Source organism: Lactobacillus sp. ESL0684 (assembly GCF_029392675.1).
Classification (GTDB): domain Bacteria; phylum Bacillota; class Bacilli; order Lactobacillales; family Lactobacillaceae; genus Lactobacillus.
In genome coordinates, this window is the sequence record NZ_CP113941.1 from 906,177 (window position 1) to 922,595 (window position 16,419).

A 16,419-nucleotide genomic window follows, 5' to 3' on the forward strand; every position below is an offset into this window, starting at 1 on the left:
AGGCTTTTTTTATGGCCTAATGCAGGGAGGTATTATGATGACAAAAGATAAATTGACAATTCAAGAAATGATTTTTAAATTGGAAGAATTTTGGTCTTCTAAGGGTTGTATGGTAATGCCCTCATATGACGTAGAAAAAGGTGCGGGTACAATGAGCCCATATACTTTTTTGCGGGCAGTAGGACCAGAACCATGGGCAGCATGCTATGTTGAACCGTCAAGAAGACCAGCAGATGGTCGCTATGGGGATAATCCTAATCGCTTATTTCAACACCATCAATTTCAAGTAGTTATTAAACCAGCTCCTGAAGATATTCAGCAATATTATTTGGATAGTTTGCAAGTCCTAGGAATTAATCCCTTAGAGCATGATATTCGATTTGTTGAAGACAATTGGGAGAATCCGTCGATGGGTTGTGCCGGTGTTGGTTGGGAAGTTTGGTTAGATGGCATGGAAGTTAGCCAATTTACTTACTTCCAGGTAGTTGGTGAATTAGATGTCAAGCCTACAATGAGTGAAATTACTTATGGTGTAGAGCGTCTGGCTTCGTATATCCAAGATGTTAACTCCGTTTTTGATTTGGAATGGGGTAATGGTGTACTTTATCGCGATATCTTTAAAGAAGCCGAATATGAAAATTCCAAATATGCTTTTGAAGAGTCCAATCAAGAAAATCTATTAAATTCGTTTGATTTAAATGAAAAAACAGCTAAACGTTTGCTTAGCCAAAATCTGGTGCAACCAGCTTATGATTATATTCTAAAGTGTTCACATACATTTAATTTGCTTGATGCTCGTGGTGCAGTTTCGGTTACTGAGCGTGCTGGATATTTGTCCAGAATTAGAAATTTAGCTCATGAAGTGGCGGTTACTTTTGTCAATGAACGAGAAAAACGAGGCTTTCCACTGCTAAAAAATGCTCAAGAAAAGAAGGCGGGGATTGAAAATGACTAAAAATTATTTATTTGAAATTGGTACGGAAGAAATGCCAGCACATGTGGTTACGCGCAGTGTGCAACAATTGGCTAATCGGACCGAAAAATTTCTAACTGAGAACGGCTTAAAATTTAAGGAAATCAAAACTTATTCAACACCTCGCAGGTTAACTATTTTGGTAGAGGAGCTAGCAGAAAAGCAAGCTGATATTGATGAAATCAAAAAGGGGCCAGCTAAGAAAATTGCTAAAGATAGCGATGGTAATTGGTCTAAAGCTGCACAAGGATTTGTTCGCGGGCAAGGAATGTCGACAGACGATATCTATTTTGACGAATTAAAAGGTACTGAATATGCCTATGTCCATGTTCAAAAAGTGGGGGAAAAGGCTAGTGATATTCTGCTAGGGATGAGCGACGTGGTCAAGGCAATGACTTTCCCAACTAAAATGCGTTGGGATTCACATGACTTTGAGTTTGTTCGTCCGATTCATTGGCTAGTTTCATTATTTGGCAGTGAAGTTGTACCAGTAGAAATTTTGGATATTACAGCTGGTCGTAAAACTCAAGGTCATCGCTTCTTAGGTGATTCAGTCGTGCTAGCTAATGCTGATGACTATGAAGATGCTCTAAAAGATCAATTTGTAATTGCCGATGCCGAAGAGCGTAAAGAAATGATTGTTCGCCAAATGAATGACTTGGTTGAGCAAAATGGCTGGCAGATTAAGTTAGACCAGGGATTATTAGAAGAAGTAACTAATTTAGTTGAATATCCAACTGTTTTTGCTGGCTCGTTTGCTAAAAAGTACTTAGAAATGCCACAAGAAGTTTTGATTACTTCCATGAAAGATAATCAACGATACTTTGAAGTTTACGATCAAGCAGGAAAATTAATCAATCACTTTATCGCAGTTCGTAATGGTAATAAAGACTATCTTTCCAACGTAATTGCTGGTAACGAAAAAGTATTAGTTGCTCGACTTGATGATGCCCAATTCTTCTATGATGAAGATCGTAAATATCCACTAAGTCACTTTGTTAAGCGTCTTGACAACGTATCTTTTCATGACAAGATTGGCTCGATGGCTGAAAAAACTAAGCGTGTCAAAATTATTGGTGACTTTTTAGCTAAAAAATGGCAATTAGATGATCAGACAGTCAGTGATTTTGATCGAGCAAGTGAACTATATAAATTTGATCTTGTTACCCAAATGGTTGGTGAGTTTGCTGAATTGCAAGGTGTAATGGGAATGCATTATGCAGAGCTTGCTGGAGAAAATGAGCAAGTTTCAGCAGCAATTAAAGAGCATTACTTACCCAATACTGCCGAGGGTGATTTGCCACAAACTACTGTGGGTGCACTCTTGTCAGTTGCTGATAAATTAGACACGATTATTACCTTCTTTGCAGCAGGTATGATCCCAACATCTTCTAACGATCCATATGCGTTGCGTCGGTATGCATATGGTATTGTACGAATTTTGCTTGATCAAAAATGGTCATTGCCTTTTGATAAGGTTTTACCAGAAATTGTTGAATTATTAACTGATAAAACTGCAGCCAAGCTACCTAGGACTGCTGATGAAGATAAAGAAATTGCTGACTTTATTCGTGATCGAATTAAGCAGTATTTGCAAAAAAATAATTACAAGTATGACGTAATTGATGCAGCTCTTGCTTCTAATCAGCAGGATCCGTTACAAATTTTAAGTGCTGCTAAGGTTTTGCAGACTCATCATGATGATGAAGAGTTCAAGCTAGTAGTCGAAAGTTTGACCAGAATTAATAATATTCTGAAAAAAGCTAAATTTGCAGGACAGGATTCAGTAAATACTGCTTTGTTTACTGATAATAGTGAACAAGACCTGTATGATGGCATTTCGCAATTGCAAACAGCTAGTGATTTAACTGAATTATATGCCGGTTTTGTGAGTCTTGAGCCAATAATTGATCGCTATTTTGAAACTAATATGATTTTGGATAAGGATAATGCTGTTAAAAATAACCGCTTGACGCAATTGCAAACGATTCAGGGATTGGCAGCTCGTTTGGGTGATCTAAGTAAGTTAGTAATTAAGTAATTTTTATAGAATAGGTGATGCGATGGCTGGATTAATACCTGAGCAAACTATTGCCAAAGTACGCGATAACGTCAATATCGTTAATGTTATCAGTCAGTATGTTTCGCTTGAAAAAAAGGGCAAAGATTATATTGGTTTATGTCCTTTTCACCAGGAAAAGACCCCTTCCTTTACCGTTAGTGAACAGAAACAATTTTTTAAATGTTTTGGTTGTGGTAAGGGTGGCAATGTTTTTAAATTTTTAATGGAAAAAGATGATCTAACTTTTCCTGAGAGTGTCCAAAAAGTGGCTGAGATTGCTCAAATTGATATAGGCGAAGTTGGCCGAGGTAATGCTCAACCTGCTAATCCATTGATTAAACTGCATCAGGATGCTGCTGATTTTTATTATCGCGTTTTAGTATCAACTAATGCTGGCAAACGTGGATTGGAGTATGCTCATCAGCGCCAACTTGATGATGATACGCTGAAGCATTTTCAAATCGGTTATGCTCCTAAACAAGATAATTTGTTATTGACCTATTTGCGTGAGCGCCATTATCAAGAAGACGATTTACTTGCTAGCGGTTTATTTGTTCAGACTAAAGCGGGTCAGATGTTTGATCGATTTCGCGATCGGCTAATGTTTCCATTAACTAACGAAAGTGGCAGTGTTATTGGTTTTTCTGGACGAAGATTATCTGCGGATAAAACTGAAGCTAAGTATATTAATAGTCCAGAAACCAAGATTTTTACTAAATCCAATGTCTTATTTCATTTTGCGGAAGCTAAAAAGGCTGCACGCAGTGAGGATCACTTGATTTTATATGAAGGTTATATGGATGTAATTGCTGCTTATAAATCAGGAATTAAGTCAGGAATTGCTTCGATGGGTACTAGCTTGACTGACCAGCAAGTTTATTTGTTGAGGCGAGTTAGCAAAAATGTAATTATTAATTATGATGGTGATGATCCCGGAATTCATGCGGCAGAGCGTGCTGCTAAATTATTTGATCAGGCAGGTGGCTTTAACTTAGGAATAGTGGTTTTACCTGAAAAATTGGATCCAGATGAATATGTTAAAAAATATGGCACCAGCAAGTACCAAGATGAAATAAACGGCGCGTTAACGCCTACTGACTTTTTTCTAAGGCGGTTATCGCAAAAGTATAATCTTGATAATGATCGTGAAAAAATCGCCTATTTAGATGAAGCAGTTAATGAAATTGCGCAGTTGTCCAATCCCGTTGAACAAGATTTATATATAGAAAAAATTGCTCAAAAGCAACACGTATCTAAAGATTCACTTAATGCGAACTTATCACGTCAGCGGCGTAAAAATAATGCAGCCAAGCGGCATAAGGGCATGCCAGAAATAACAGATCCATTACTAGAGGATGATTCAACACCGGTATCAGAGTCTAATCAACAATTGCAAATGGATCCTGTGCAAACTCGCTTGCTATATTTATTTATGCATTCTGAGCATGCTCGCGATTATTTAATAGGAAAAAATTTTCTATTTCCAGATACAGAATATGCTAAATTAGAAGATTTATGGCTAAAATTTATGGAGGAACGTGAAAATCCAACAATTAATAGTTTCTTAGATTTTATTCCTGATGAACTTCAGGGTATAATAATAAGTACTGAAATGACAGATATGCCTCAGGATTTTTCCGATCGTGAGATTGATGAGCAGTTGCATGCACTCGAAATGCGTAAAGTAACTTCGAAGCTAACTAGTTTAGAAAATGATTTACAAGAAGCTAAGAGAAAAGCTGATACTGATGAAATCATCGCAATTACTCAAAAAATTTTACAATTAAAAAGAATTCAGGGACAAAGGGGGACTTTTTAGTGGCAAAACAAACAAAAGCTGATAAATCAGAAAAACCATCTTTAGATAAGGTAGTCAAGCAAATTGTTAAAGAAGTAAAAAAAGATAAAGCAATTACTGAAGATGAGTTTACTAAACGCTTGATTAAACCTTATAAGCTGGAAAATAAAGCTGTAGATCAGTTAATTCAAGAGTTTGAAGATAATGGCATTAGTATTGTTGATGAAAAGGGCGAGCCATCAAAATTAGCCTTAAGAAAACAAAAGGACGTTGAAAAAGCTGAGTTAAAGGATATGTCGGCACCTTCAAATGTAAAGATGAATGATCCAGTACGGATGTATCTGAAAGAAATTGGGCGAGTTCCGTTACTTAATGCAGAGCAAGAAATTTCTTTGGCTAAGCGAATCGAAAAGGGCGATGAAGAGGCTAAACAAGAACTAGCGGAAGCTAACCTGCGTTTAGTAGTTTCAATTGCAAAAAGATATGTTGGTCGTGGAATGTCCTTCTTAGATTTGATTCAAGAAGGCAACATGGGACTAATGAAGGCAGTTGATAAGTTTGATTACAGCCTAGGATTTAAGTTTTCGACTTATGCAACTTGGTGGATTAGGCAAGCAATTACGCGTGCAATTGCTGATCAAGCGCGCACGATTCGAATTCCAGTGCATATGGTTGAAACAATTAACAAGTTAATCCGAATTCAGCGGCAATTATTACAAGATTTAGGACGTGAAGCAACACCTGAAGAAATTGGCGCAGAAATGGATATGTCTACGACCAAAGTTCGGGATATTTTGAAGATTGCCCAAGAACCAGTTTCACTGGAAACGCCGATTGGTGAAGAAGATGATTCTCACTTAGGTGATTTTATCAAGGATAAAGATGCAACTAGTCCTGAACAACATGCTTCGTATGAAATGCTTAAAGAACAGCTTGAAGAGGTCTTAGATACTTTAACTGATCGGGAGGAGAATGTTCTACGGTTGCGTTTTGGCCTTGATGATGGTCGAACTAGAACATTAGAAGAGGTTGGTAAGGTCTTTGGAGTGACTCGTGAGCGAATTCGTCAAATTGAAGCGAAGGCTTTACGCAAGTTGCGTCATCCTAGTCGTTCTAATCAATTACGTGACTTTTTGGATTAATTAAAAATAATAGGGGCCAAAAGCCCCTTTATTTTTTGTCTAAAAAAGTTCGTCACGCTTACCGTCTAGAATATGTTCGCTAAGTTGATTATTGAAATAAACGTTTAGATCACGATCAAAATTATAGGCTAATTGCTGACTTTGTAATTCCTGCTTGGTCATCCAGGTTAGTTCGCCTTCATCTGATGCTTTGAGGTCACCACAAAATTCGGTAGCAGTATAAAAGAAGACTATATAACGATGGTCATTTTTATCATAAAACTGTTTTATACCAGTTAATTGTGGGTTAGTGATGGTTAGGTTAGTTTCCTCTTTGACTTCACGAATGACAGATTCATAAAATGACTCGTGAGTTTCAACATGACCACCGGGAAAGGTCATCCCCGGCCAATCGGGATCCTTGCGGTTAATAACCAAGATTTGCTCGTTATTGGTAATCATGCACATATTAGTTAAAGTTACTCGTTCTGTTCTATCCATATTGAAATTCCTTCTTTGCTGATATTTAAATTATAAGCAAGGTTTGACAAGAAAACAATAATTTATCAATTTCATAATTTTAGGTCAGAATATGCTAAAATTTTAATACAAGAGAGGTTAGGAAAAATGAACTTACGATTGAATACTTTGGCAGAAATGGTCGATCGCAGTGCTAGAATAGCAGATATCGGAACAGATCATGCGTATTTACCAATTAAACTGGTACTAGAGGATAAAGTAGATTATGCTATTGCCAGCGATATTGCTCAAGGTCCACTTAAAAATGCCCAGGATAATATTACCCAAGCTGGTTTACAAACTAAAATTACTACTAGATTGGGTTCAGGTCTATCTACGATTACGCTGCAAGACAGAATAGACACTGTAGTAATTGCTGGAATGGGCGGAAAACTAATTACGCAAATTCTAACAGACGCTTGGCGGAATCATTATCAATTTCCGACTTTGATTTTGGAACCCAATATTGGGGAACCAGGTTTGCGTGAATGGCTGGTTCAGCACAGTTATCAGATAGTTGCTGAGGAAATATTGGCAGAAGCTGGTCATACTTATGAGCTGATTAAAGCTAAGAAGGTTATGCAGGAGGTTAAATTAACTCCACGTCAGTTGCTATTTGGTCCCCTAATTTTGCAAGCTAAGAATGAAGTCTTTTATCAAAAATGGCGTTCACAACTATACTATCAACAAAAGCTACTAGTTAATTTAAACAAAGCACGCAATAAAGATTTAGGACATATCGAGCAGATTGAACAAGAAATTGCATTAATTAAAGGTGAACTAAATGACGAAGGTTAAAGATATTATTCAAAAATTGCAAGCTGTTTTCCCAGAAGAAATCGCCAGTTCGGGCGATCCAGTAGGAATTCAGATTGGCTCAAGCGACAGTCCAGTTAATAAAATCATGACTACACTGGATGTGCGTCCGCAGGTTGTAGAAGAAGCAATTAGGGCTGGAGTTGATTTGATTATTAGTCACCATCCCTTAATGTTCCATCCAGCACGCAACTTAAATTTTGCTGATCCGCAAAATGAAATGTACGGCGAAATTATCGCGCATGGGATTACGGTTTATTCAATTCATACTAATTCTGATAAAGCTGCCAATGGTTCCAGTGATTGGCAAGCTACTGAATTAGGGTTAACTAAAGTTGAACCGTTTTGCTTAGATGACGATGGCATTGCCATCGGTCGCAAAGGCAGGCTGCCGCAAACGATGACGGCAAAAGAATTCGCTTATTATGTTAAAGACAAACTTGATTTAAAAATGGTGCGTTTAATTACTGCCGATAACCAAAAACCAATTACTACTGTTGGTTTTATTTGCGGTGATGGAGGAAAATATTGGCAGCAAGCTGTAGTAGATAACCTTGACGCCTTTATTACTGGTGATGTTTATTATCATACGGGTCATGATATGATTTCAGCAGGATTGACGGTAGTAGACCCAGGGCATTACACGGAACAACTGTTTAAGGTTAAAGTAGCCGAACTATTAGCACGATGGATTCAAGAAAATAATTGGCAGGTTGAATTATGTGTCTCACAAGTTTCAACTAACCCATTTCAAGATTTATTTTAATTAAGGAGTTAAAATGGAATATCAAAATTTATTACCACGTTTTTTAAAATATGTACAGGTTAATTCTCGTTCAGATGAACATAGTGACCGATTTCCCTCAACTGAAAAAGTTGAAAATTTCCAGAAAAAAGTAATCATGCCGGATCTAGAGGATTTAGGTCTAAGAGATGTGCATTATAATCAACAATCTGGTTGTGTAATTGCAGAAATACCGGCTACTGTTGATTATGACGTTCCAGTGATGGGCTTTTTAGCGCATTGTGATACTGCTGATTTTAATGCAGAAAATATTAGGCCACAAGTTCATGAAAATTATGATGGTAAGTCTAAAATTCAGCTAGGTGACTCAGAATTTTTCTTGGATCCAGCTGTCTTTCCAAATTTACAGAATTATCAAGGACAAACTATTATTACGGCCTCAGGAGATACCTTGCTAGGTGGCGATGATAAATGTGGTGTAGCCGAACTAGTTACTCTAGCAGAATATTTACTAGCTCATCCTGAAATTAAACATGGTAAAATTCGTTTGGCATTTACACCGGACGAAGAGATTGGTACTGGAGCAGAACATTTTGATGTTGCTGAATTTGGAGCTGACTTTGCCTTTACTGTTGATGGTGAAGCTCCCGGCAAACTTGACTGGGGAACATTTTCAGCTGCACAATTTAGTCTTGAAATCCAAGGTGTGAACGTGCATCCAGCCGTTGCTAAGGGACAGATGATTAATGCAATCCAAGTCGGAATCGATTTTCAAAATCAATTGCCAGGTGCTGAAGTACCAGAAAAAACTGATGGTAAAGCAGGATTCTTTCATTTAACCAACTTTACAGGAACAGTAGATCATGCTCGTTTAGACTATATCATTCGGGATTTTGAACGTGAGGGATTAGAAGAGCGTAAAAACCTAGTTAAAGCGATTGTTGCACAAATGAACGAACAATTTGGTAGTGATCGCATCAAATTACAAATGAGCGACCAATATTATAATATGGCGGATGAATTGGCCAAACATATGGAAATTGTTGATTTAGCCCGTGAAGCCTATAAGAAACAGGGACTTGAAATTAATGAAGATCCAGTCAGAGGCGGAACTGATGGTTCGCAATTAACATATATGGGTTTGCCTTGTCCCAATTTATTTGCTGGAGAAGAAAACATGCACGGCCGATATGAATATACAGTTTTAGAATCAATGTACAAAGCGGTTGATGTGATGGTGACTATGGCTGAACTCAATGCTGCTAAATAGCCATAGTGAAACAAAATTGGTGTAAAAACTTAGCTTAATTAAAAGTTTATGTTGAATCAGATTACTGTTCTAGCAATAATAGTGATAAAATTTACAACTTACAAAAGTTATGCACACCTAGCCAAGTTAAACAAAAAGCTCATAAAATTCCTGATATTAACAGGATGTATGGGCTTTTTTAATTTGAAAAAGTTTCTAGTAGCGAAATGTGTAACATTTGAATATTTTTAAAAAATTTGCATACAGCATTCAAATAAGTTATTATTATATTGTACTAGGAAAATAATACACCAAGAATGGAAGGCGATCTAGTGAAATTTAAGGATAATATTCCAATTTATTTGCAAATCAAACAATATCTATACCGACAAATTATTATCGGTAAGTTAAAACCAGGCGCACGGATTCCGTCAGTGCGCAATCTAGCATTGCAACTGACTGTTAACGTTAATACTGTTCAAAGGGCCCTGCAACAGATGAATGATGAGGGAATTCTCTATACCAAGCGAGGTGAAGGCAACTTCGTGACTGAAGATACTGAATTACTGGCACAAACCGAGCAAAACTTACTTAACGCAGAATTAAAAAAGTTTGTCCAAAACATGAATGAGTTAGGGGTTGCTGATGAGCAGATTGGCTCAATTTTGGCTAAATATCTAGCAAAGGGAGAATAAACATGGAAGATATTTTAGAAATTAAAAATTTAACGTATAAAAAGAATCAAAAAACCATTCTCAAGGATGTTAATTTGACTTTGCAACCGGGTAAAATCGTTGCTTTATTAGGAGAAAACGGTGCTGGCAAAACAACGTTAATGCGAATTATTGCCACAATGGCTAAGAACTATCGGGGTGATGTAAGTATTATGGGGTATGAAGATGATGATGAAAAAAAGGCGCATCTCTCTTTTACCGATGGGTTAACTGGCTTTAGCGATACAACCAAGATTAAAGCAATAGTCAAATTTTATGAAGTAGTTTATCCTGACTTTGATAAAGAACAGTTTGAGCAGCTGCGTACTTTTATGAAATTGGACTTAGAAATGCATTTGAGCCAGCTGTCACGCGGTATGCGCGAAAAGCTAATTATCGCCTTAACTTTTGCCCGTAAAGCCGATTTATATTTACTTGACGAACCGTTTTCCGGAATTGATGCAATGGCTCGCAAGAAAATTATCAATTCAATTATTCTTTGGAAAGCTGACCAAGCTACGATTTTAATTTCTGATCATTTTGTAAATGAGATCGCCTCAATTCTTGATGAAATAGTTATTATCAAAGATAAAACGGTCTTCACTCATAAGTCGGCGGATGAAATTCGCTCGCAACATGAAAGTATTGAAGATTATTATGAAAAACTATATGAGGGAGAAGAATGATGTCAGCGTTCAATCGTTTATTTGCGGAATTGTTTAAGAAAAAAAGTCGTAAAGTACACTTATTAATTATCTTGCAACTAGTGTCGGCAATTGCGTTGACTGTCTTCATGTTAGTGATTGATTCTGGCTGGTTTTATGCTACTGACCCAAGTAAGTTTGGTGATGATTGGCTCACATTAACACTGTGCTTTTTTACCATTAGTTTTCTTTTTCTGCCAATTTATTTAATTATTTCTTGTTCAGAAACTGAAAAGCTTAATCGCAGTCAAACTTGGCGTTTAGCACCAGTTAGTGATGTCAGCTTTTATCTAGATAATACATTAAGTTCTTTTGTATCTTACATTTATCTTGGTATTTTGCAGCTCATTGGGACAGGCATTCTCTTCCTTGCCACCTTATTATTTAACCCTGAATTCTTAGCAGCTTTTAAGAAACTAATTCCTGAAATTCAGAATAATGCTTATCAATTTGTTCCATCAATTTATCGTTTTTTATGTATATTAGCTATGATTATTATACTAGGCTTGCTAGTTTATTTAGTAACTAACTTTTTGAATTTTGTTAGCCAAGCTGTCTTAGATTTTTTACCAGGAATATCCAGTAAGTTTTCAATTAATTTAATTCGGCTAATTTTGATTGTTGCTTTAATCTGGGCTTTGGCTAAAGCCTGGAACTTAATTTCTCCACTAACCTTTATGAATAACGTTGGTTTAGATGAATTTTTGGGTATTTTGCTATTATTCATAATTGATGTTGTTTTTTTAATGGTAAATACCTTTATCTTTAGTAAGTTTTTTGAAGCTAAACAAAATAAGTAGAGTGAGGAAGTAACTGATGTTTTTTAAATTATTTAGACAGTTCTTGCGAAAAAAGAGTCGCTCAGCTTATGGAATACTTGTAGTCGAACTAATTTCGGCAATTGTATTGGCAATGACTGGCTTTTTCAGTAAACATACTACTGTTAGTCAAAATCCCAATATTATTCATCACTTTCTACCATTGACATTGGTATCATATTTGGAATTAATTTTATTATTTGATGCAATTTACTTACTAGTGAATACTTGGCAAAATGAAAAGTATAGCTTTACACAGAGCTTGCGACTTGTTCCACTTAATGATACTAACATTTATCTTTGTAACATTTTAAGTTCTTTTACATCATTTATTTACTTTGTCATTTTACAAGGAGTAACCAGTTTGGGTTTATTTGGAATTTGCTATGGGTTTGATAGTAAGTTTAAATTTCAAGTAAGCCAACAATGGGCACATTTAAGGGTGACTGGCGCTTTAAGAGTGAATAGCGCAGATCTTACTGCGATTGCTGGCTTTGTCATTTTACTAATCTTGACTCTGGCAAGTTTTTATTTAATTACGAGTTTTATTAATTTTCTTAGTCATGCAATTACGGCTTTTCTGCCGAGAAATTCATATCGGCTAGTGCTTAATGTCACCAGGTTAGTCATATTAGTTGGGGTAATTTGGCTGTTAAGTAATATCTTTAATGCTTTTTCTAGTGTCTTTTTGCTTCAGGTTAATAAGATGACTACGATTACTTTTTGGCAGGAAGATTTGCGGATGGCAATTTGGGATTTAGCTATTGTGTTACTTAATTTGCTTTTAATTAACAGATTTGTTGAAGCTAAACAGAACAACTAAGTTTCAGCTAAACTAAAAGCCTTCAAGCTCAGACTTGAAGGCTTTTTTATGCAATAAATCAATTAATGGTTGGCCGCAAAGTAATCATAAAGTTGATTAATCTCTTCAGGAGTAAATTCTCCATCACCGGTTTTCATTGCGTGAATTTTTTCGACTGAAAGGTGGCTAGCAAAAGCTAGATCAGTATCACTAGCATGATGCTTTACCTGATAGTCAATAATTGCATCGGATAATTCTTGTAATTGCTGCTTCATGTTAATTCTCCTTTACAATTTTATTTTAGCGAAAAATTATTTAAATTCAAAGTAAAACAATTAATTAAAATGTTTGAATCTTATTGAATGGCCAGTATCTTACTACTACTTTAGCAACTAGTTCCTTGCGCTTAACTGGGCCAAAAATATGTGAATCCTTTGAGATGTCGCGATGATCACCCATTACCCAATAATAACCTTTAGGAACTTTATAGGTGAAGTTCGTTGTATAGGTGTGACCTGCATCATTGGCCGCTTTTTGATATTTGTTGTTTAAATAAGGTTCTGAGAAGCGCTTGCCATTAACATACATTTTGTCATTTTTAGAGACAATCTTATCACCAGGTAGACCAATGATTCGTTTAATATACAATGCGCCAGGAACGTCTTGGGCAGCTTTGGGGGCGAGTAAGACGACTACATCGTTACGTTTAGGTTCAAAATGTCGCACAGAAATTAAACGGTCGTTATTTTCAAAAGTCGGTTGCATTGATGGTCCTGAAACATTGTCATTTGATAACACAAAATTAAACAATAAGTAAAAGATCCCTAAGATAACAGCCATCATCACAACAACATCTAGAAGAAATTTACCTAGACTTTCTTCTTCGTCGTTGTTTTTATTTGTTACTTTTTTTGCCATAAAAAAATCTCCTTTATCATGTTATCTCTATTATAACTGAAATATTGCCAATTGAATGGTAAAATTAATGCAGGTAGATATGTATGACAAATTTTTTAAACAAAATTAACCAACTAGATGCAATGCTTGAGCAAAAAGAGGTACATGCGCAAGTTCAAGAACTTAATAAGATAGTTGCTACTGTTAAGCAACGAGCAATTTTGCCGGCAGCTCCGCGACCCTTAGGTTTTTTACCAGATGAATTAGCTGGTTTAAGCGAGCAGGGAGCACCAGCAGATCAATTAAAGATAATTAACCAACTGTTAAACAGTTTGCGCCAATTCTTATCAATCAATTATGGGCTGTGGTCACTGCCCAATAAAATAACAGCTACAGCAATTAAACAGCAATTGAATGTGCATTCGGCTTTAGAAATTATGGCAGGCAATGCGTGTTGGACCAAAGCACTAAGTGAGGCAGGTGTAACGACAGTTGCGACTGATTCTTTAGAATGGTCTAAGACATCGTCGACTGGCAGTCAGCCATTTAGTAAGGTGATACAATTAAATGCGCCAAATGCAATTAAGCAGTTTAATCGAGTCGATTTGATTCTGTGCTCTTGGGCGCCTAATTTTAATCAAGCAGATTTGGCGGCTGTTCGTGCATGGGAAAGGTATAATCCATCCGCTCATTTGCTTTTTATTGGCGAAAAAAACGGCGTCACTAATTCAAAGCAATTTTGGCAGAAGCAAAACTTTAATTCAACGCAAGAATTAAAGCTGATCAATCAAACCTTTCTAAGCTACGATTTTATTAATGAACAAATATTTGAGATAGAACATGAAATTTAAAAAAACAGGATTAATTATTATCATTTTTTTGTCTTTTTTAGGCATTGGCAGCATGCTGTCTAATATTCAATCGCGTGAAGCTGATCAATTGCTTGAAGCTTATGGTCTAAGCAATAATACAAGAACTATTAAAATCAATAATTCGCAAAGAGTTAGTGATTTAATCGATTATTTACAAAAGAAACATCCGCGAAGTGCAATCCAGGTTCATCTGGTTGAACAAGATAAGCAGTCAAATCAAACACTAGTTTGGGCTAATCATAATGTGGTTAGTTTACCAACTGAATCAGGGCGTTATTTTACACTCGATAACTTTAAAGGACAGGTTTCGTTTGCTGTTTTAGGGTTAAATTGCCCAATTGCAACTTTAAAAACACAGGGCAATCAATACGTTATCTTACACAAGCAATATTATTCAGTAATAGGCACTTTAAAGCACTATCGGCAAATGAAGCAAGATGGTTATTATTTAACAACAGGCTCAAATCAGCCAACTGGACAGTTTAAATTAAAAAACTATCAAATTATGATTGACAGTTCGCCTAAGGTTATCAAGCAAATTGCTAACCATTATCAAGTTAAGGCTAAAACACCAGTCTTTGTACGCAAACATCAAATTCACCAATTTTCAATTTTAAAAGAGTTAGTGGCGATTATGCTCTTTAGTTTGGCTGCTGCTTGTTGTAATTTATTACTAGCACTACTTGATTGGCAATTAGTTAAAAAGACAAGTCTATCAGGAAAACTCTTACGTAACTGGCTATTAAATCGTGGTATCAGAAATATGTTACTGGAATTATTGGTGACCTTGGCAGCAAACCTATTCCTTAATTGGCGAGCCTTTTATTCACGTCCGCTTGCTTTAGTTTGGCTACTTATGATTAGCTGGGTGTTTATTATTGCCATTTATGCCGTAAGTTTAGTTTATCTTTTAAGAAAGGACCAACATCGTGCGGGAATTACCAAGTAAGTTCGTTAGTAAATATCAAGCATTGCTGGGGAAAAACGACGCAGCAGCTTTATTTACTGCAATAGCAAGTCCCAGTAAAAAAGCCTTTCGGGTTAATCCTTTAAAAAGTACTGCAAAACAATTTACTGATTCGCAAGTGGTACCGGTACCAGGGATTACAGAAGCATACTATGGACAAGTTAGTGGTCAGGATCCTGAATGGATTAGCGGTCTAGTTTATTCACAAGAACCAGCGGCTATGTTTCCTGGTCAAATTGCTGATGTTAAAGCTGGAGAACGTGTGCTCGATCTGTGTGCTGCACCAGGTGGTAAGAGCTTATTCTTAGGCGAAAAATTACAAGATCAAGGATTATTGGTTGCTAATGAAATTTCAACAGCTAGAGCCAAAACCTTGCGGGAAAATATCGAGCGTTGGGGCTTAGTAAATGTATTAGTTACTAATGAGGGTCCGGCAAAATTAGCTAGCAAATTTACACACTTTTTTGATAAAATAGTGGTTGATGCCCCGTGCAGTGGGGAAGGTATGTTTCGCAAGAATTCAGCAGCAATGGACTATTGGTCACCGGAATATGTCTTAACTTGTCAAAAACGGCAACAAGAGATTTTGACTGCAGCAGTAAAAATGCTTAGGCCGGGTGGTCAACTAATATATTCTACGTGCACTTTTTCGCCGGAAGAAGACGAACAGGTTGTATCTTGGTTAGTTGAGCAATTTGATTTTAAGATTATGCCCCTTGAAATAGTTGCAGGTTCTCGGGCAGGTCGACCTGAGTGGGGTCAGCAATTACCAGACTTAGCGGGTACGTTACGGTTTTGGCCACAAGATAATTTAGGGGAAGGACAATATGTGGCCAAACTCAGGGCACCTCTGGTCGACGTTACGCCAACAACTGAAAATAAACCTAAAAAGCGCCAACACAAACATAAACCAACTGAATTGTCTAAAGGTGACAATAAGTTAGTAGCTGAGATACTTGAGCAATTCAATTTGCCAGTATGTTTGACTAATTGGCAAAATTTATGTCAGGTTAGCAATGATCACGTTTTTCTGCCAGCATACAAAGGCCAAAATTTAGGTTTAAAGATTTTAAAGAATGGTTTAGAATTAGGTGTTCTCAAGAAAAAGCGCTTCGAACCAGGCCAACAATTAGCCCAAGTGTTAAATGGGGTGCCTCAAGAGCGGGTAATTGACTTGAATCAAGATGAGTATGCCAGCTATTTACATGGAGAAACAATAGCAAGTAAGAGTAAATTACGTGGCTTTGTTTTGATTAGTTATCATGGATTAATTTTTAGTTTTGGCAAAATGACTGGTAATGGTATCTTAAAGAATTTTTATCCCAAAGGACTGCGAACGATTAAGAAAGGATATTTAAATTAA

17 protein-coding genes are annotated in these 16,419 nt (G+C 36.5%); 14 read left to right on the forward strand and 3 right to left on the reverse strand.

What is annotated here, in order from left to right; translation table 11 throughout:
• The first annotated feature begins 37 nt into the window (after positions 1–37).
• The 4 genes from glyQ to rpoD are packed head-to-tail and all read left to right on the forward strand — an operon-like array spanning position 38 to position 5,975.
• Positions 38–955 carry a glycine--tRNA ligase subunit alpha gene (glyQ, locus tag OZX56_RS04240; RefSeq protein WP_277126483.1) on the forward strand — a complete coding sequence of 306 codons (918 nt, stop codon included), beginning with the start codon at positions 38–40 and terminating at the stop codon, positions 953–955.
• On the forward strand, positions 948–3,014 hold the full coding sequence (glyS, locus tag OZX56_RS04245) for a glycine--tRNA ligase subunit beta (protein WP_277140307.1): 2,067 nt from the start codon (positions 948–950) through the stop codon (positions 3,012–3,014). The genes glyQ and glyS overlap by 8 nt, the downstream gene beginning before the upstream one ends.
• 22 nt (positions 3,015–3,036) lie before the next feature.
• Entirely contained in the window at positions 3,037–4,854 is a 1,818-nt protein-coding gene (dnaG, locus tag OZX56_RS04250; protein WP_277140308.1) for a DNA primase, read from the forward strand.
• Positions 4,854–5,975 carry an RNA polymerase sigma factor RpoD gene (rpoD, locus tag OZX56_RS04255; RefSeq protein WP_277126480.1) on the forward strand — a complete coding sequence of 374 codons (1,122 nt, stop codon included), beginning with the start codon at positions 4,854–4,856 and terminating at the stop codon, positions 5,973–5,975. The genes dnaG and rpoD overlap by 1 nt, the downstream gene beginning before the upstream one ends.
• Positions 5,976–6,014: 39 nt before the next feature.
• On the opposite strand, the gene OZX56_RS04260 is transcribed toward rpoD, so the two are convergent.
• Positions 6,015–6,455, reverse strand: a complete 441-nt coding sequence (locus OZX56_RS04260) for an 8-oxo-dGTP diphosphatase (protein WP_277140309.1) — start codon at positions 6,453–6,455, stop codon at positions 6,015–6,017.
• Between the two features lie 126 nt (positions 6,456–6,581).
• Here OZX56_RS04260 and OZX56_RS04265 point away from each other — a divergent pair, with 126 nt between their 5' ends.
• The 7 genes from OZX56_RS04265 (at position 6,582) to OZX56_RS04295 (ending at position 12,341) form a co-directional block, all read left to right on the forward strand.
• Positions 6,582–7,271 carry a class I SAM-dependent methyltransferase gene (locus OZX56_RS04265; RefSeq protein ID WP_277140310.1) on the forward strand — a complete coding sequence of 230 codons (690 nt, stop codon included), beginning with the start codon at positions 6,582–6,584 and terminating at the stop codon, positions 7,269–7,271.
• Positions 7,258–8,055: a Nif3-like dinuclear metal center hexameric protein gene (locus tag OZX56_RS04270; protein WP_277140311.1), complete on the forward strand. Its 798-nt coding sequence runs from the start codon at positions 7,258–7,260 to the stop codon at positions 8,053–8,055. Before OZX56_RS04265 ends, OZX56_RS04270 begins: the two co-directional genes overlap by 14 nt.
• A 13-nt stretch (positions 8,056–8,068) precedes the next feature.
• Entirely contained in the window at positions 8,069–9,304 is a 1,236-nt protein-coding gene (gene pepT, locus OZX56_RS04275) for a peptidase T (protein WP_277140312.1), read from the forward strand.
• 311 nt (positions 9,305–9,615) lie between these two features.
• Entirely contained in the window at positions 9,616–9,978 is a 363-nt protein-coding gene (locus OZX56_RS04280; RefSeq protein WP_277140350.1) for a GntR family transcriptional regulator, read from the forward strand.
• A 2-nt stretch (positions 9,979–9,980) separates the two neighbouring features.
• A complete protein-coding gene (locus OZX56_RS04285) occupies positions 9,981–10,682 on the forward strand; it encodes an ABC transporter ATP-binding protein (RefSeq protein ID WP_277140313.1) in 702 nt (233 codons plus the stop codon).
• A complete protein-coding gene (locus OZX56_RS04290; protein WP_277140314.1) occupies positions 10,679–11,500 on the forward strand; it encodes a hypothetical protein in 822 nt (273 codons plus the stop codon). The genes OZX56_RS04285 and OZX56_RS04290 overlap by 4 nt, the downstream gene beginning before the upstream one ends.
• A gap of 16 nt (positions 11,501–11,516) precedes the next feature.
• A complete protein-coding gene (locus OZX56_RS04295) occupies positions 11,517–12,341 on the forward strand; it encodes a hypothetical protein (protein ID WP_277140315.1) in 825 nt (274 codons plus the stop codon).
• A 62-nt stretch (positions 12,342–12,403) separates the two neighbouring features.
• On the opposite strand, the gene OZX56_RS04300 is transcribed toward OZX56_RS04295, so the two are convergent.
• Complete coding sequence (locus OZX56_RS04300; protein ID WP_277126471.1) at positions 12,404–12,595, reverse strand: LBP_cg2779 family protein; 192 nt, start codon at positions 12,593–12,595, stop codon at positions 12,404–12,406.
• A 64-nt stretch (positions 12,596–12,659) separates the two neighbouring features.
• Complete coding sequence (gene lepB, locus OZX56_RS04305) at positions 12,660–13,238, reverse strand: signal peptidase I (protein WP_277126470.1); 579 nt, start codon at positions 13,236–13,238, stop codon at positions 12,660–12,662.
• 83 nt (positions 13,239–13,321) lie between these two features.
• Between lepB and OZX56_RS04310 the strand changes: the two genes are divergently transcribed.
• From OZX56_RS04310 to OZX56_RS04320, 3 genes are read left to right on the forward strand one after another with little or no spacing between them, the layout of a single operon-like run.
• Positions 13,322–14,068 (forward strand): SAM-dependent methyltransferase, encoded by a 747-nt coding sequence (locus OZX56_RS04310; RefSeq protein ID WP_277140316.1) that lies wholly within the window; start codon positions 13,322–13,324, stop codon positions 14,066–14,068.
• A complete protein-coding gene (locus OZX56_RS04315; RefSeq protein WP_277140317.1) occupies positions 14,058–15,038 on the forward strand; it encodes a hypothetical protein in 981 nt (326 codons plus the stop codon). Before OZX56_RS04310 ends, OZX56_RS04315 begins: the two co-directional genes overlap by 11 nt.
• Positions 15,019–16,419 (forward strand): RsmB/NOP family class I SAM-dependent RNA methyltransferase, encoded by a 1,401-nt coding sequence (locus OZX56_RS04320; RefSeq protein WP_277140318.1) that lies wholly within the window; start codon positions 15,019–15,021, stop codon positions 16,417–16,419. Before OZX56_RS04315 ends, OZX56_RS04320 begins: the two co-directional genes overlap by 20 nt.

What these genes read in the sequence shown, in the direction of transcription:
- OZX56_RS04265 (WP_277140310.1), top strand. Translation starts at nt 6,582, where the DNA reads ATGAACTTACGATTGAATACTTTGGCAGAAATGGTCGATCGCAGTGCT.
- lepB (WP_277126470.1), bottom strand. Translation starts at nt 13,238, where the DNA reads ATGGCAAAAAAAGTAACAAATAAAAACAACGACGAAGAAGAAAGTCTA.
- OZX56_RS04270 (WP_277140311.1), top strand. Translation starts at nt 7,258, where the DNA reads ATGACGAAGGTTAAAGATATTATTCAAAAATTGCAAGCTGTTTTCCCA.
- OZX56_RS04315 (WP_277140317.1), top strand. Translation starts at nt 14,058, where the DNA reads ATGAAATTTAAAAAAACAGGATTAATTATTATCATTTTTTTGTCTTTT.
- pepT (WP_277140312.1), top strand. Translation starts at nt 8,069, where the DNA reads ATGGAATATCAAAATTTATTACCACGTTTTTTAAAATATGTACAGGTT.
- OZX56_RS04295 (WP_277140315.1), top strand. Translation starts at nt 11,517, where the DNA reads ATGTTTTTTAAATTATTTAGACAGTTCTTGCGAAAAAAGAGTCGCTCA.
- OZX56_RS04290 (WP_277140314.1), top strand. Translation starts at nt 10,679, where the DNA reads ATGATGTCAGCGTTCAATCGTTTATTTGCGGAATTGTTTAAGAAAAAA.
- OZX56_RS04285 (WP_277140313.1), top strand. Translation starts at nt 9,981, where the DNA reads ATGGAAGATATTTTAGAAATTAAAAATTTAACGTATAAAAAGAATCAA.
- OZX56_RS04260 (WP_277140309.1), bottom strand. Translation starts at nt 6,455, where the DNA reads ATGGATAGAACAGAACGAGTAACTTTAACTAATATGTGCATGATTACC.
- dnaG (WP_277140308.1), top strand. Translation starts at nt 3,037, where the DNA reads ATGGCTGGATTAATACCTGAGCAAACTATTGCCAAAGTACGCGATAAC.
- OZX56_RS04310 (WP_277140316.1), top strand. Translation starts at nt 13,322, where the DNA reads ATGACAAATTTTTTAAACAAAATTAACCAACTAGATGCAATGCTTGAG.
- glyS (WP_277140307.1), top strand. Translation starts at nt 948, where the DNA reads ATGACTAAAAATTATTTATTTGAAATTGGTACGGAAGAAATGCCAGCA.
- OZX56_RS04300 (WP_277126471.1), bottom strand. Translation starts at nt 12,595, where the DNA reads ATGAAGCAGCAATTACAAGAATTATCCGATGCAATTATTGACTATCAG.
- glyQ (WP_277126483.1), top strand. Translation starts at nt 38, where the DNA reads ATGACAAAAGATAAATTGACAATTCAAGAAATGATTTTTAAATTGGAA.